Source organism: Actinotalea solisilvae, assembly GCF_016464425.1.
GTDB lineage: Bacteria > Actinomycetota > Actinomycetes > Actinomycetales > Cellulomonadaceae > Actinotalea > Actinotalea solisilvae.
In genome coordinates this window covers 13381-27719 of sequence record NZ_JADDKQ010000019.1, presented here as the reverse complement: position 1 = coordinate 27719, position 14339 = coordinate 13381, and the positions used below count along the sequence as shown (strand labels likewise).

Below are 14339 nucleotides of genomic sequence, written 5' to 3'. Positions count from 1 at the left end.
GGACGTCGCCGGGCGGCCTCGCCCCGCGGGCGCGCTCCGGCGCGGCGAACCCCGGCGTGCCCTGCTCCAGCGGGTCGTCGCCCGTGAGCACGTCGACCAGCACGGGGCGGCCGGCGCCGACGACGACGTTGCCGGGGGCCACGTCCCCGTGCGAGAGCCCGGCGGCGTGCAGCGCCGCGAGGGCGCGCGCGAGTGGGACGACGACCGTCACGACCGCCCCCGCCGACCAGCGCGGCCGTGCCGCGAGCAGCGTCGCCAGGTCGGGGCCCTCGACCGCACGGTGCAGCACCGCGAGCCGGCCGTCCGGCAGCGGCACCGCCGCGCCGACGCGCGCGAGGTGCTCGTGGTCCACGTGCGCGAGCCGCGAGGCGCGCTCCTGCAGGCGTCCCCCGTGCGTGGCCGAGCGCACCGGGAGCACGCTCACCGCCCAGCGCGTGCCGTCGGGCGCGAGCGCGCTGCGCACCGCTCCGCCCGACCCCGTCCCGAGAGGGCCCGCGGGGCGCAGCCCCAGGTGCTCGAGGGCGTCCGTGAGGCCCTCGGGCTCGGCGCCGGGATCGGCGTGGAGGGCTGCGGCGTCGGTCACGGCGGCGGTCACGGCGCCATGCCACCACGGCGAGGGGGCGCGTGGGCGTCGTCCACAGGTCGACGCCCACGCGGCGCCCGGGCTCAGCCGACCGGCTCGTCCCGGCGGCTCTCGGCGCTGAGCCGGGCCGCGTCCAGCACCGCTGCCGTGCGGACGGCGTCCCGCGGGTCGACGGGCACGGGCGCGCCCTCGCGGAGCCACGCGGCGACGGCGCGGTAGAAGTCCGCGTGCCCGCCGGGCTCGCGGGGCACGGGCACGGCCTGGTCGCCGTGCACGAGCCACCCCTCCATGCCCTCGCCCGGGTCCAGCGCCTCGAACGGCGTCGCCTCCCCCTCGAAGGACGTCACGAGGTAGGCGCCCCGCGAGCCGAGCACGCGCGTGCGCGGGCCGGGTGCCCCGACGAGGCCGCCGGCCCACAGGTGGCTCGTCGTGCCGGCCGCGTGGGTGAGCGCGAGGAAGACGTCGTCCTCGGTCGGGGTCGTCAGCGCGCGCAGCTCGGCCCGGACCGCGGTCACGGGCCCGAACAGCTGGACCGCCGAGTCCACGAGGTGCGCGCCGAGGTCGAGCAAAAGGCCGCCGCCCTCGCCGACGGCGTTCTCCTTCCAGCGGTCCTTCGGCACGGGCCGCCAGCGCTCCCAGCGCCGCTCGAAGCGGTGGACGTCCCCGAGCACGCCCTCGGCCAGCAGCCGCCGCAGCGTGCGCTGCTCGTCGTCCCACCGCCGGTTCTGGAAGACGGTGAGCCGCCCGCCGCGCGCCTCGGCCGCGTCCACGAGCCGCTGCGCGCCCGCCCGGTCGACGGCGAGCGGCTTGTCGACCACCGTCGGCACGCCCGCCTCGAGCGCCGCGAGCGCGTGCTCGACGTGCCGCCCCGTCGGCGACGCGACGACGACGACGTCGAGCCCCGGCGCCGCGAGCAGCCCTGCGACGTCGTCGTGCACGCCCACGCCCGGCCAGTCCTCCGCGGCGCCCTGCGCGCGCGCCGGGTCGCGCGTGACGACGTGCGTCACGACGTGCCCGGCCTCGCGCAGCAGCCTCGCGTGGATCCCGCGGCCCGCGTCGCCGTACCCGACGACGCCGACCCGCAGCCTCAGTCCCTCATCGCCTTCCGCCATGGCCACCAGGATGCCGCACCCAGGTCGTGCACCAGACCGGGGACGAGCAGCGTGCGGACCACGAGCGTGTCGATGAGCACGCCGAGCGCGACGAGGAAGGCGAGCTGGACGAGGAACAGCAGGGGCAGCACCGCGAGGGCGCCGAACGTCGCGGCGAGCACCACGCCCGCGCTGGTGATGACGCCGCCGGTCACCGCGAGCCCGCGACGCACGCCCTCGCGCGTCCCGTGGACCAGCGACTCCTCGCGCACCCGGGTCATGAGGAAGATCGAGTAGTCGATCCCCAGCGCCACGAGGAACACGAAGGCGTAGAGCGGCACCGAGGCGTCCGCCCCGGGGAAGCCGAGCACGTGCTCGAACACGAGCGCCGCGATGCCCAGCGTCGCGCCGAACGAGAGCAGGTTGGCGAGCACGATGAGCACGGGCGCGACGACGGCCCGGAGCAGCAGCACGAGGACGAGCAGGATCACGGCGAGCACCGTCGGCACGATGACCCTCAGGTCGCGCGCGCTCGTCACCTGCGTGTCGAGCCGCTCGGCGGCGGCGCCGCCGACGAGGGACCCGGGCGCGACGTCGTGCGCGGCCTCGCGGATCCGCTCGACGACGGCGGTCGCCTCCTGCGAGTCCGACGGAGCCTCGGTGACGACCTCCACGAGCACCCGCCCGTCGACGACGAGCGGCGGTGCCGTGGGGTCGGCGGGACGGCCCCCGCCGCCGCCCTGCGCCACCGCCTGGGCGGCCGCGACGCCGTCCACCTGCGTCACCGCCTCGACGACGCCCTCGAGGTCGGCCTCGTCCGCGAGCACCGTGACGGGCTGCACCTGACCGGCGTCGAAGTGGTCGGCGAGGACCTCGTAGCCGGTCACCGACTCGACCTCGGACAGGAAGATGTCGTTCTCCCCGGTGCCCTCCGCCTCGAACGTCGGCACCCACGCGCAGGCGATGGCGAGCACGACGGCGGTCGACAGCCAGACCCGCCGCGGGTGGCGCCCGACGAGGGCCGAGACGCGCCCCCACAGGCCGGAGCGGGCCTCGAGGTGCTCGAGCGGCTCGTCGGTCGCGGCCGGCAGGGCGGCGTCGTCGGACGCGCCGAGCGTGGTGTCCGGGTGCGGGATGCGCGGCCAGAAGACCCACCGCGCGCGCCGGCCCCCGACGAGCAGGAGGGCGGGCAGGAGGGTCATGGACGCGAGGAACGCGGCCGCGATGCCGACGGCCGCGACCGGGCCGAGGCTCGAGTTCGAGCGCAGGTCGGACAGCAGGAGGCAGAGCAGCCCGGCGATGACGGTCCCGGCGCTCGCCGCGACGGGCTCGACCGACGCGCGCAGGGCGCGGCGGACCGCGGCGTAGGGCGAGAGGACGCGGCGCAGCTCCTCGCGGTACCGCGCGACGACGAGCAGCGAGTAGTCCGTCGCGGCGCCCACGACCAGGATGAAGAGGATCCCCTGGCTCTGGCCGTTGAGCACGAGCACGTCGGCCTTCGCGAGCTGGTAGACGACCAGCGCGGCCGCGGCGAGCCCGAACAGCGACGTGAACAGCACCGCGAACGGCAGCACCGGCGACCGGTAGACGAGCACGAGGATGACGAAGACGACGACGAGCGCGACGAGCAGCAGCAGGCTGTCGATGCCGCCGAAGGCCTCGACGAGGTCGGCGATGGAGCCGGCTGGACCGGTGACGTAGGCCTCGAGGCCGCTGCCGTCGAGCTCCTCGTCGACGGCGGCGCGGAGCTCGGCGACGACGAGGTTGACGACGCGCTCCTCGCCGATCTGCTCGTTCGCGCGGTCCGCGTCGAGGGAGATCGTCACGAGCGCGGCCTCGCCGTCCTCGGACGGGAAGGCCACCGGGGGCGCGACCACGAGGTCCGTGAGCGGCGTGCCGTCCTCGAGCTCGAGGTCGGCGAGCGAGGCCGCGAACCCCTGCACCAGGCCGAGCTGCTCGGGGTCGAGCGCGCCGTCCCCCCGCACGACGACGAGCGCGGGCAGGACGGCGTCCTCGCTGAAGTCCTGCGCCGCCGCGGCCGCCTCGGTGGACTCGGCGCCGTCCGGCAGGAAGGAGGCGGCGTCGTTCTCCTGGACGTCCGAGAGGCTCCCGATGGAGGTCCCTCCCACGCCGGCGAGGCCGAGCCAGACCAGCAGGACGAGGAGCACCCCCAGCCCGCGCAGGAACCCGCCACGACGCCCACCCGATTTGCTCAGCATGCTGAGTATCATCGCCACAGCTAGCCTGGAGGCACAACTCGAGCGGAATGCGGGGTGGTCGTCCGGTGGTGGGCCAGGCACGCGCGACCGACGCCTCGTCGGCGTCCGCCGAGCCGGGACCCGTCACCCCGCCGGGGCAGCCGCGCCCGACGGGCCAGTGGCCCACCGGCCGCCTGGTCTCGGCCGTCGCCCGGCGGATCGAGCGCGACTGGAACGCCCACCTCGCCGGGTGGGACCTCAACCACGCCTCGCTGCCCGTCCTCTACCTGCTCGCGGGCGGACCGCGCTCGCAGCGCGAGCTGGCCCAGGCGTCGGGCGTCACCGAGCAGACGATGAGCCGGATCATCGGGCGGCTGGACCGGACGGGCTACATCGAGCGCCGTGCGCACAGCCTCGACCGCCGTCGCTACGAGGTCGTGCTCACCCCCAGCGGCCGCCGGGCCCTCGCCGAGGCGGGCGACCCGCGGGTCGCGGAGCAGATGAGCATCCGCGGGCTGTCGCCGACGCAGGTCGAGCAGCTGCGCGCGATCCTCGCCGTGATGCTCGCCCAGCGAGCGCGACCCGACGACCCCGACCTCAGCGCCCACGTCCGTGGCGCGCTCGGCGAGGAGGACCCGCCGCCGGACGCGGGGTAGCGTGACCGGCATGCACCCCGAGCTGCTCCGGCTGGACCTCGGGCAGCGGCTCGTGGGCTACCACGAGGCCTGGGACCTCCAGCGCCGGCTGCACTCCGAGGTCGCCGACGGCGAGCGCCCCGACACCGTCGTGCTCGTCGAGCACGAGTCCGTCTACACCGCGGGCCGCCGCACGGCGTCGTGGGACCGCCCGGTCGACGGCACGCCCGTGGTCGACGTCGACCGCGGGGGCAAGATCACGTGGCACGGGCCGGGACAGCTCGTCGCCTACCCGATCGTGCGTCTCGCCGAGCCCGTCGACGTCGTCGCCTACGTGCGCGCGCTCGAGCAGGCGCTCATCGACACGTGCGCCGACCTCGGCCTCGCCGCCGTGCGCGTCGAGGGTCGCTCGGGCGTCTGGTTCCCGGCGGACGACGAGGGCGGCGGCGTCCCCGGGCATCGGCGCGAGCGCAAGGTCGCCGCGATCGGCGTCCGCGTCGCACGCGGCGTGACGATGCACGGCCTCGCGCTCAACTGCGACGCGGACCTGGGCGCGTTCGGCCGGATCGTGCCGTGCGGCATCGCCGACGCCGACGTCACGAGCCTCAGCGCAGAGCTCGGGCGGACCGTGACGATCGCCGAGGCCGAGGCGCTCCTGCTCCCCCACCTCGGGCGCGCCCTCGCGGGCGTGTCGGCGCACGCCGCGTCCGCCCACGGCGAGCAGGCGCACGCGCCGCGCGAGGTCGTCGGACGACTGACGTAGGGTGGCCGGGTGACGATCGCTCCCGAGGGACGCCGGATGCTGCGGGTCGAGGCCCGCAACGCTGCCACGCCGATCGAGAAGAAGCCCGAGTGGATCAAGACCCGGGCGACGATGGGCCCGGAGTACACCGAGCTCAAGGGCCTCGTGAAGCGCGAGGGCCTGCACACGGTGTGCGAGGAGGCGGGCTGCCCCAACATCTTCGAGTGCTGGGAGGACCGCGAGGCCACGTTCCTCATCGGCGGCGACCAGTGCACGCGGCGGTGCGACTTCTGCCAGATCGACACGGGCAAGCCCGCGGACTTCGACGCCGACGAGCCCCGCCGGGTCGCGGAGTCCGTCCAGGCCATGGGCCTGCGGTACTCGACCGTCACCGGCGTCGCGCGCGACGACCTGCCCGACGGCGGCGCCTGGCTCTACGCCGAGACGGTGCGCCAGATCCACGCGCTCAACCCGGGCACGGGCGTCGAGCTGCTCATCCCCGACTTCAACGCCGTGCCCGAGCTGCTCGCCGAGGTCTTCTCGTCGCGACCCGAGGTGCTCGCGCACAACCTCGAGACCGTGCCGCGGATCTTCAAGCAGATCCGCCCGGGCTTCCGGTACGACCGCTCGCTGTCGGTGCTCACGCAGGCGCGCGAGGCCGGCCTGGTCACGAAGTCCAACATCATCCTCGGCATGGGCGAGACGTACGACGAGGCGGCCGCCGCGCTCCAGGACCTGCACGACGCCGGCTGCGACCTCGTGACGATCACGCAGTACCTGCGTCCGTCGGTGCGCCACCACCCCGTCGACCGCTGGGTGCGGCCCGAGGAGTTCGTGGCGCTCTCGGAGGAGGCCGAGCGGATCGGCTTCCTGGGCGTCATGTCCGGGCCGCTCGTGCGCTCGTCCTACCGGGCCGGTCGCCTGTGGGCACAGGCCATGGGCCGCCGCGGCGAGGCCATCCCCGAGGGGCTCGCCCACCTGGCGACGGAGCGCGCCGCGCGCCAGGAGGCGTCGAGCCTGCTCGCCCGCTGACGGCCTGCGACCGGCCGTCCCGGTCGGCCGAAGGGCTGACCTCGGGGCCCGGACCTGGCCACTAGACTCGCCGCATGGCCCGTCAGCGCTCCAGTGCGCCCTCCCCTGCCCCGCAGGGCGCCGCACCCAAGGTGAAGAAGACCCGCTGGTACCACCAGGTGTGGCAGGCGTACCAGATGACGCGGGCGACGGACCCGTCGGTGACCTGGTGGGTCCTGGGCGCCTTCGCGGCCGTGCTGGCCGTCGCGATCGTCGTCGCGCTCTTCCTCGACACCACGGGCTACCGGGTCTACGCGATCGTCGTCGGGCTGCCGTTCGCGGTGCTCGCGGGCATGTTCGTCCTCGCGCGCCGGGCCGAGAAGGCGGCCTACCGCCGGCTCGAGGGCCAGCCGGGCGCGTCGATCTCCGCGCTCCGCACCATCCGCCGCGGCTGGGACTTCCCGGAGGAGCCCGTCGCAGCGGACCCGCGCAGCCAGGACCTCGTGTTCCGCGGCCTCGGCCGGGCGGGCATCGTGCTCGTCGGCGAGGGCCCCGGCGGTCGTCAAGCCCGCCTGCTCGACGCCGAGAAGCGCAAGATCGCGCGCATCCTCCCCAACGTCCCGGTGACCGTCATCCAGTCCGGCAACGGCCCCGACCAGGTGCCGCTGCCCAAGCTCGCGCGCGCCGTGCAGAAGCTCAAGCCGACGCTGACCAAGCAGGAGGTCGCGGAGATCGGCAAGCGGCTGCGCGCGCTCGGCGGGGCGCGCCTGCCGGTGCCCAAGGGCATCGACCCGTACCGCGCGCGCCCGGACCGCAAGGGCATGCGCGGCCGCTGAGCCGCGCTCCTGCGGGCATGACGACCACGACGGCGCTGGCGCTGCCCGCGCCGTCGCGCGACCCGTTCTGGAACCACAACACGCACTACCACCGGCTCGTGCCGCGCGTGGCTCCGCCGCCGTGGCGCCGGGTCCTCGACGTCGGCTGCGGCGAGGGCCTGCTCACGCGGCGCCTCGCGCCCGGCGCGACCGAGGACGTCGTCGGCGTCGACTCCTCGCCCGAGCAGGTCCGTCGCGCCGAGGCCGCCGCGGACTCGCCGCGGCTCCGCTACGTCGCGGGCGACGTGCTGACGGCCGACCTCGACGGCGCCTACGACCTGGTCACGTGCGTCGCGACCCTGCACCACCTGCCCCTGCGCGAGGGCCTGGAGCGGCTGCGCGGGCTGACCGCCCCCGGCGGGACGCTCGTCGTCGTCGGGCTCGCGAACCCCTCGTCGCCCGGGGACCTCGCCCTGGGCGCGCTGGGCCTGCCGGTCTCGCGCTGGGCGCGCCGACGGCGCGGCGAGTGGGACGCCGGGGTGCCGCTGACCGACCCGACGACGAGCCTGGGCGACGTCCGCGCCGCGGCGCGCGCGCTGCTGCCCGGCGCACGGCTGCGGCGTCACGTCTACTGGCGGTACAGCCTCGTCTGGACGGCCACGCCCGCCCGGCCGGCCTGACCCGCCCTCAGCGCAGGACGAGGACCGTGCCCGCGGCGGCGTCGTGCATGCCGCGACCCTCGCGGTCCCAGACGACCGCGGGGATGACGAGGCACAGGAGCAGGGTCCGGACGACGCCCGCGACCACGCCCGGCGCGCGGGCGGGCCCGCGCGCCTCACCGCTGCCGCGCGCCGCGAGGTCGCGCACGCGCACCACGCGGACGCCGACGAGCCGGTGACCGATGGTGAACCCGAGGGTCGAGACGAGGACGGCGGTCGACAGCGCGAACACCGCGAGCGTGGCCCGCGGGTCGGCCGCGAAGATGCCCGGGGCCGGGCTCGTCGGGTCCGGCGCGACCTGCGCCGCCACGGCCATCGAGAGCACCCAGTCGACCAGGATCGCGACCACGCGCCGCCCGAGCGGCGCGCGCGACCCGGGGCCGCTCGCCGGCAGCCCGAGCGCGGAGACGTCCTCGGGCGACGGGTCGCCCGGAGTACCCTCCAGCCAGGACCCGAGGTCATCCCGTCGTGACGCCACGCCGCGAGCCTATGCCAGGGTGGCGGCACGCCCCGTCGCGCCGCCGGGTGCCCCGGGAGGGCGGCCGAGGTCCAGGTAACGCGGTGGAAACACTTGGTACACCGTCGAGAAATCCCCGCGGCCTACCGTCGGACCCGACGATCGACCCGAGCACGACCCGCGACGTCCCACCGCGCCAGCGCGAGACCAAGGAGAGCACCGGATGTTCAGTTCGGCCCAAGAGGTCATGGCCTTCATCAAGGAGGAGGGCGTCAAGTTCGTCGACGTCCGCTTCTGCGACCTGCCTGGCGTGATGCAGCACTTCAACGTCCCGGCCTCCACGGTCGACGAGACGTTCTTCACCGAGGGCCAGATGTTCGACGGCTCCTCGATCCGTGGCTTCCAGGCGATCCACGAGTCCGACATGAAGCTCCTCGCGGACCTCTCGACGGCGTACCTCGACCCGTTCCGCGTCGAGAAGACGCTCAACGTCAACATGTCGATCGTCGACCCGTACACGGACGAGCCGTACAGCCGCGACCCGCGCCAGGTGGCCGCGAAGGCCGAGGCGTACCTGCGCTCGACGGGCATCGCCGACACCGCGTTCTTCGCCCCCGAGGCCGAGTTCTACATCTTCGACGACATCCGGTTCCACACGAGCCAGTCCGAGAGCTACTACCACATCGACTCCATCGAGGCGGCGTGGAACACCGGCCGCAAGGAGGACGGCGGCAACCTCGGGCACAAGACCCCGTACAAGGGTGGCTACTTCCCCGTCGCCCCGGTGGACCACTTCTCCGACCTGCGCGACGAGATCTGCATCGAGCTCGACAAGCTCGGCCTCCAGGTCGAGCGCTCGCACCACGAGGTCGGCACCGCCGGCCAGGCGGAGATCAACTACCGCTTCGACACGCTCGCGAAGTCGGCCGACAAGGTCATGCTCTTCAAGTACGTCGTCAAGAACGTCGTGCACCGCAACGGCCGCACGGTGACGTTCATGCCGAAGCCGCTCTTCGGCGACAACGGCTCGGGCATGCACTGCCACCAGTCGCTCTGGAAGAACGGCGAGCCGCTCTTCTACGACGAGAAGGGCTACGGCGGCCTGTCCGACATGGCGCGCTGGTACATCGGCGGCCTCCTCAAGCACGCGCCGTCGCTGCTGGCGTTCACGAACCCGACGGTCAACAGCTTCCACCGCCTGGTCCCGGGCTTCGAGGCGCCGGTCAACCTCGTCTACTCGGCGCGCAACCGCTCGGCCTGCGTCCGGATCCCGGTGACGGGCTCCAACCCCAAGGCCAAGCGCATCGAGTTCCGCGTGCCGGACCCGTCGTCGAACCCGTACCTCGCGTTCGCGGCCATGCTCATGGCCGGCCTCGACGGCATCAAGAACAAGATCGAGCCGCCGGAGCCGGTCGACAAGGACCTCTACGAGCTGCCGCCCGAGGAGCACGCGTCGATCGAGCAGCTCCCCGCGTCGCTCGACGAGGCCCTCGCGGCGCTCGAGGCCGACCACGACTACCTCACCGAGGGCAACGTCTTCACGCCGGACCTCATCGAGACGTGGCTGGACTACAAGCGGACGCACGAGATCGAGCCGATCCGCCTGCGCCCGCACCCGCACGAGTTCGAGCTCTACTTCGACGTCTGAGCGACGCCGACGGCGCCCCGGTCACCCCTGCGGTGGCCGGGGCGTCGTGCGTCCGGCGTCGACCGGACCGTCCGACGGCGGGCCCGCGACCCAGAGCTCCTAGGTCCCCGGGACATGCTTGAGCGACGTCGATCCGCACGGCTCGAGCACCAGCGGCGCGCCCAGCACGAGGTCACCCGGGCCTCCCCCGAGCGTTCGTCGCTACGCTCTCGTCGTGGACAAGTCGTCGCCGATCGTCGTGCTCATCGGCGCGCTACCTGCTCTCGCCGCGTTGCTAGGGGTCTTCTGGCCGACCGATCAGCGTGGGCTCGCAGGGCGGTTGCGCCGAGCGCTCGATATACGGGAAAAGTTGCCCGATGGTGAGGGTAGGGATGCGCTCGACGACGCAGTCGATCACATGGCACATCGCCTCGCCCACCTCGAGGACATGCGGTTACGCAGGCGAATCGACGCGGGGAATGCGGCCACGATGGTGGTCGTAGCTCTCATCGGGGTTGGGGTGTTTGCGTTCCTGTGGCAGTTCGAGCATTGGGTCGTGCGGTTGCTGGCAGTGACCTTTGCCACCTTCACAGCGCTTCTAGTCTTCGTCGGGGGCGGGTCGCGCTTCATGACCGTGGACGATCACTACCCGTGGGAACGCCCGGCGACTCCAGCCAAGTCCGACGCGGGCGGCGCCTAGCCCGCGAGGTCGCCGAGAAGGTCGGGAAGCAGCTCGAACGCGTTCGCCCGCTCGATCCGATTGTCCGGGTCGCACGGGAAGGCGAGGGTATGGCCGCCCGCGTAGCGAGCGGTTACGCGGACGGCCCCTGGCCAGTCGTGGAACCCCGGATCAACGAAGGGGCTCACGGTGGCGTCGACGCTGACATCCACGATGGTCGAGCGTGCGAAGGCGTATGCCGCCGTCTCCGTGGGGTCCTCTGAGCCGACGCCGGCGACGGTGCCCACGATGGCTCGTGTGGTCGTGAGGATTTGCACGGTCCCCGCGTAGGAGCCGCCATCCTCCTGGTCGAAGCGCCCGGTTGCGATGACGAGCTCCTCGCCAGCCGTGAGGAGGGCGAGCCGTGTCAGGAACGGCCCGTACCAAGCGTCGTCGGTGCTCGTGACGATGTGCGACCAGGAGGTCTGACGAAGGGACGTGTTGATCGTTCGCGCGGTCGCGCGCAGGTCACGGGTCATGATCGACACTGTAGGAGGCGCCGCCGACACACGTGGCAGGAACGGACGCCGGTCCGCGGACGAGGTCCGCGAGCACCAAGGCCTGCCACGGTGACGCGCCCTCGCGCTCCTGCCGCGGTGTGCGACTGAGCGTCGCGGAGCCCGTCTCATCCCTCCGGTTCTGGTCCTCGCGCCAGTCCTGCGCGTCGTCACGGACGGGCGCGTGGTCGGTCTGGCCGCCGACACCGCAAGGCAGTCGAGTCGTCAGGTTGGAGCCGGCGTAGCCGCGCGCGACCGTACGGGTCGCCCCGCACCCACAGCAGTCCCCAACGCGGGGATCTGCTCACTGCGGCGATCGGTTGTGGTGCATCGTCGAAGCCTCTCGTTCAGTCCGCAGGCAGTCCGCAGCACGCTCAGCGCGCACCCACGCTGCCAACGGCAAGTCAGAGATGCTTACGTCACGGGCGGTTTCCCACCCTCGCCATCGCCAGTCAACGGTGCGGGGAGAGTTCGAGCTGTACTTCGACGTCTGAGCGGTGCCGACGGCGCCCCGGTCACCCCTGCGGTGGCCGGGGCGTCGCACGTCCGGCGTCGACCGGCCCGTCCGAGTGCGGACCCGCGACCCACAGCTCCCACGTGCCCGGGACGCCCTTGAGCGGGGTCGAGCCGCACGGCTCGAGCACGAGCGGTGCGCCCAGCACGAGGTCGCGCACGGTCGACGTCGTCCGCACCTGACCCGCGGTGGCGGTCGCGGCGACCCGTGCCGCGACGTGCACGGCGAGCCCCCGCACCGATGTGGGTCCCTGCACGACCTCCCCGGCGTGCAGCCCTGCGCGGATGGTGAGGCCGTGCGCGGCGAGGTGGTCGCGGACCGCCAGGGCGCACGTCAGCGCCCGGCTGGGCAGGTCGAAGACCGCGAGGAAGCCGTCGCCCGCGGTGTCGATCTCACGGCCGCCGTGGCGGGCGAGGAGCGCGCGCACCTCCTGGTGGTGCCACGCGACGAGCTCGTCCCAGCGCCGGTCCCCCAGCCGCGCGGCCTGCTCGGTCGAGCCGACGACGTCGGTGACCAGCATCGTCAGGACCCGGCGGTCGGCGTCCGAGCCGGTACGCGTGCCGGCGAGGAAGTCCTCCACCTCGTCCATGAGCGTGTCGGTGTCACCGAAGAAGGCCGGGATGTCGGACCCGGGCAGCTCGACGACCCGCGCCTCGGCGAGCGCGTCGGCCAGCCACTGGACGGACTCCAGCGGCACGAGGCTCGTCCCGGCCCGGTGCAGGAGGAGCGCGGGCGCCCGAACGGCGGGCACGAGGTGGCGCAGGTCGAGGTCGAGCATGGTGCGCCACAGGCTCGCAGCGGTGTTCGGGGTCGCCGACATCCGCTCCCACCGGCGCCACCACGCGGCGACGCGGGGGTCGTGCGCAACGCCCGGGGCGATCCACGGCAGCAGGGCGGCGGTGCCCCAGGCGCCGGACTCGACCGCCGCCGCCACGCGCTCGCCGTCGTCCGCGCCCAGGCCGGACGGGTGCCCGGGCCGCGGACGCATGCTGGCGCAGGCCTCGCCCAGGACGAGCGCGGTGACGCGCTCCGGGTGGTGCGCCGCGAGCGCGAGCGCGAGTGCCGCCTTGTCGAGCCAGCCGACGACGACGGCGCGCTCGCTGCCCGCGGCGTCGAGCACGGCCACGGCGTCCGGGACGAGCTCCTCGACGCTCGGCGAGCCCGGGGGCCGGTCGCTCAGGCCCGTGCCGCGCGCGTCGAACAGGATGAGGCGCCCCATCCGGCCCAGGCGCTCGAGGAAGTGCACCGTCTCGGGCAGCTCCCAGAGCAGCTCGAGGTGCGACGCCCAGCCGATGCCCACGAGGAGGTCGCGGTCGCCCTCGCCGACGACCTGGTAGGCGACGTCCACCTCGCCCGAGCGCGCGAAGCGCGTCTCGCCGGGGGTCAGCACGTGGGTGCCGCGCCCGCGGCGTCCGACCTGGTCGTCACCGGACCAGGGTGCCACGTCCGGTCCCGAGCGTGTCCGCGCCACCACGCCGTACCAGCCACCGCGGGCGAGCACCCGTTCGGGGCCGTCGCCCCGGACGGCTGCGGTCACCGACCCGACGCGGGCCGCCCGCGCCCGGCGTCAGCGGCCGGTGGTGAGCACCACGCGGAAGCGCGCGTCGCCGGACAGCATCCGGTCGAACGCCTCGCCGACGCGCTCCAGCGGGTAGGTCTCGGTCCTCGGCCGCACGCCCGAGAGCGCCGCGAACCGCATCGTGTCCTCGACGTCCTTCGCCGTGCCGGACGGGTGGCCGTGCACGCTGCGCGTCGTCGAGATGAGCTGGAACGGGCTGACCTCCATCGGCTCCGGCGCCGCGCCGACGACGAGCAGCTCGCCGCCCGGGCACAGGCCGTCGACCGTCGCCGCCATGGCCGCGGAGCTCGCCGTCGTGCCGAGCACGACGCGTGCCCCGCCGAGCGCCTGCAGCGCCGCGGCGACGTCGCCGTCGGAGGCGTCGACGTAGTGGTGGGCGCCGAGCTCGCGCGCGAGGCCCGCACGCTCCCGGCCGCGCGCGATCGCGACCGTCTCGAACCCCATGGCCCGCGCGAACTGGACGCCGAGGTGACCGAGGCCGCCCAGGCCGAGGACCGCGACGAGGTCACCGGCGCGCGCGGGGCTGCGGCGCAGGGCGTTGAAGGTCGCCACGCCGGCACACCCGAGCGGCGCGGCGTCGACGGCGCTCAGCGCCTCGGGGACGCGTGCCAGCGCGTCGACCGGGACGACGGTGGCGTCGGCGTAACCGCCCGGGTACTGCCAGCCCGGCACGGCGACGCGCACGCAGTGGATGAAGTCCCCTCCCCTGCACGGGTCGCAGCGGCCGCAGCTGCCCCCGAACCAGCCGACGGCGACGCGCTCCCCGACGCGCCACCCCTCGACGCCCGGGCCGAGCTCCTCGACGCGGCCGGCGATCTCGTGGCCGAGGACGGCCGGCCAGGTGACCGGGAAGCCTCCCTGGCGGAAGTAGTGGTCGGTGTGGCAGACGCCCACAGCCTCGACGGCGACCCGGACGTGACCGGGGCCGGGCGCGGGCTGCTCGCCCGTGACGACCCGGAACGCGCCGCCGGGCTCGGCGACCTGGACTGAGCGGATGCTCGACATGGCTGTCTCCTCGCTGGTCGGGTGGCCCGGCCGGTCGTCGGCGGGCACCTCCAGTCAAGGAGCGACGACCGCTCCGCGGTCCGCCACGACCGGCCCTGTGCAACCTGGGACGGCGCTGCCTAGGACCGCCGGTCCCAGGCTGGGCGTC

At 74.3% G+C, this 14339-nt stretch carries 13 protein-coding genes; 7 read left to right on the top strand and 6 right to left on the bottom strand.

Annotated features, from left to right (window positions below; translation table 11 throughout):
- Nucleotides 1-666: 666 nt before the first annotated feature.
- Nucleotides 667-1695, bottom strand: coding sequence for a Gfo/Idh/MocA family protein (locus tag JIG38_RS14670; RefSeq protein WP_199424572.1), 1029 nt, complete (start codon nucleotides 1693-1695; stop codon nucleotides 667-669).
- Nucleotides 1671-3893, bottom strand: coding sequence for an MMPL family transporter (locus JIG38_RS14665; RefSeq protein WP_233405060.1), 2223 nt, complete (start codon nucleotides 3891-3893; stop codon nucleotides 1671-1673). The genes JIG38_RS14670 and JIG38_RS14665 overlap by 25 nt, the downstream gene beginning before the upstream one ends.
- A gap of 68 nt (nucleotides 3894-3961) precedes the next feature.
- Between JIG38_RS14665 and JIG38_RS14660 the strand changes: the two genes are divergently transcribed.
- The 5 genes from JIG38_RS14660 (at nucleotide 3962) to JIG38_RS14640 (ending at nucleotide 7755) form a co-directional block, all read left to right on the top strand.
- A complete protein-coding gene (locus tag JIG38_RS14660; RefSeq protein ID WP_307844949.1) occupies nucleotides 3962-4528 on the top strand; it encodes a MarR family winged helix-turn-helix transcriptional regulator in 567 nt (188 codons plus the stop codon).
- 10 nt (nucleotides 4529-4538) lie between these two features.
- Complete coding sequence (gene lipB, locus JIG38_RS14655) at nucleotides 4539-5270, top strand: lipoyl(octanoyl) transferase LipB (protein WP_199424569.1); 732 nt, start codon at nucleotides 4539-4541, stop codon at nucleotides 5268-5270.
- A 9-nt stretch (nucleotides 5271-5279) separates the two neighbouring features.
- On the top strand, nucleotides 5280-6281 hold the full coding sequence (gene lipA, locus JIG38_RS14650; protein ID WP_199424568.1) for a lipoyl synthase: 1002 nt from the start codon (nucleotides 5280-5282) through the stop codon (nucleotides 6279-6281).
- Between the two features lie 74 nt (nucleotides 6282-6355).
- Nucleotides 6356-7096: a DUF4191 domain-containing protein gene (locus JIG38_RS14645; RefSeq protein WP_199424567.1), complete on the top strand. Its 741-nt coding sequence runs from the start codon at nucleotides 6356-6358 to the stop codon at nucleotides 7094-7096.
- Nucleotides 7097-7113: 17 nt separating this feature from the next.
- Nucleotides 7114-7755: a class I SAM-dependent methyltransferase gene (locus tag JIG38_RS14640; protein WP_199424566.1), complete on the top strand. Its 642-nt coding sequence runs from the start codon at nucleotides 7114-7116 to the stop codon at nucleotides 7753-7755.
- Between the two features lie 7 nt (nucleotides 7756-7762).
- On the opposite strand, the gene JIG38_RS14635 is transcribed toward JIG38_RS14640, so the two are convergent.
- The gene (locus JIG38_RS14635) at nucleotides 7763-8272 is read right to left on the bottom strand and encodes an RDD family protein (protein ID WP_199424565.1); all 510 of its coding nucleotides are present in this window, start codon (nucleotides 8270-8272) and stop codon (nucleotides 7763-7765) included.
- Nucleotides 8273-8474: 202 nt separating this feature from the next.
- On the opposite strand from JIG38_RS14635, the gene glnA reads away from it, so the two are divergent.
- Together glnA and JIG38_RS14625 are read left to right on the top strand one after the other, a co-directional pair.
- Complete coding sequence (gene glnA, locus JIG38_RS14630; RefSeq protein WP_199424564.1) at nucleotides 8475-9899, top strand: type I glutamate--ammonia ligase; 1425 nt, start codon at nucleotides 8475-8477, stop codon at nucleotides 9897-9899.
- Nucleotides 9900-10113: 214 nt separating this feature from the next.
- Nucleotides 10114-10578: a hypothetical protein gene (locus JIG38_RS14625; RefSeq protein WP_199424563.1), complete on the top strand. Its 465-nt coding sequence runs from the start codon at nucleotides 10114-10116 to the stop codon at nucleotides 10576-10578.
- Here the strand turns inward: JIG38_RS14625 and JIG38_RS14620 are convergent.
- From JIG38_RS14620 to JIG38_RS14610, 3 genes are all read right to left on the bottom strand, one after another.
- Nucleotides 10575-11075 carry a hypothetical protein gene (locus JIG38_RS14620; protein ID WP_199424562.1) on the bottom strand — a complete coding sequence of 167 codons (501 nt, stop codon included), beginning with the start codon at nucleotides 11073-11075 and terminating at the stop codon, nucleotides 10575-10577. The two genes, JIG38_RS14625 and JIG38_RS14620, sit on opposite strands and share 4 nt — an antisense overlap.
- Nucleotides 11076-11608: 533 nt before the next feature.
- Nucleotides 11609-13051 (bottom strand): adenylate/guanylate cyclase domain-containing protein, encoded by a 1443-nt coding sequence (locus tag JIG38_RS21105; RefSeq protein WP_199424561.1) that lies wholly within the window; start codon nucleotides 13049-13051, stop codon nucleotides 11609-11611.
- Between the two features lie 123 nt (nucleotides 13052-13174).
- Nucleotides 13175-14191, bottom strand: coding sequence for an alcohol dehydrogenase catalytic domain-containing protein (locus tag JIG38_RS14610; protein ID WP_199424560.1), 1017 nt, complete (start codon nucleotides 14189-14191; stop codon nucleotides 13175-13177).
- Nucleotides 14192-14339 lie beyond the last annotated feature (148 nt).

Excerpts from the sequence above, each read along its gene's own strand:
- JIG38_RS14670 (WP_199424572.1), bottom strand. The coding sequence starts at position 1,695 with ATGGCGGAAGGCGATGAGGGACTGAGGCTGCGGGTCGGCGTCGTCGGG.
- JIG38_RS14665 (WP_233405060.1), bottom strand. The coding sequence starts at position 3,893 with ATGCTGAGCAAATCGGGTGGGCGTCGTGGCGGGTTCCTGCGCGGGCTG.
- lipB (WP_199424569.1), top strand. The coding sequence starts at position 4,539 with ATGCACCCCGAGCTGCTCCGGCTGGACCTCGGGCAGCGGCTCGTGGGC.
- JIG38_RS14645 (WP_199424567.1), top strand. The coding sequence starts at position 6,356 with ATGGCCCGTCAGCGCTCCAGTGCGCCCTCCCCTGCCCCGCAGGGCGCC.
- JIG38_RS14640 (WP_199424566.1), top strand. The coding sequence starts at position 7,114 with ATGACGACCACGACGGCGCTGGCGCTGCCCGCGCCGTCGCGCGACCCG.
- glnA (WP_199424564.1), top strand. The coding sequence starts at position 8,475 with ATGTTCAGTTCGGCCCAAGAGGTCATGGCCTTCATCAAGGAGGAGGGC.
- JIG38_RS14620 (WP_199424562.1), bottom strand. The coding sequence starts at position 11,075 with ATGACCCGTGACCTGCGCGCGACCGCGCGAACGATCAACACGTCCCTT.
- JIG38_RS14610 (WP_199424560.1), bottom strand. The coding sequence starts at position 14,191 with ATGTCGAGCATCCGCTCAGTCCAGGTCGCCGAGCCCGGCGGCGCGTTC.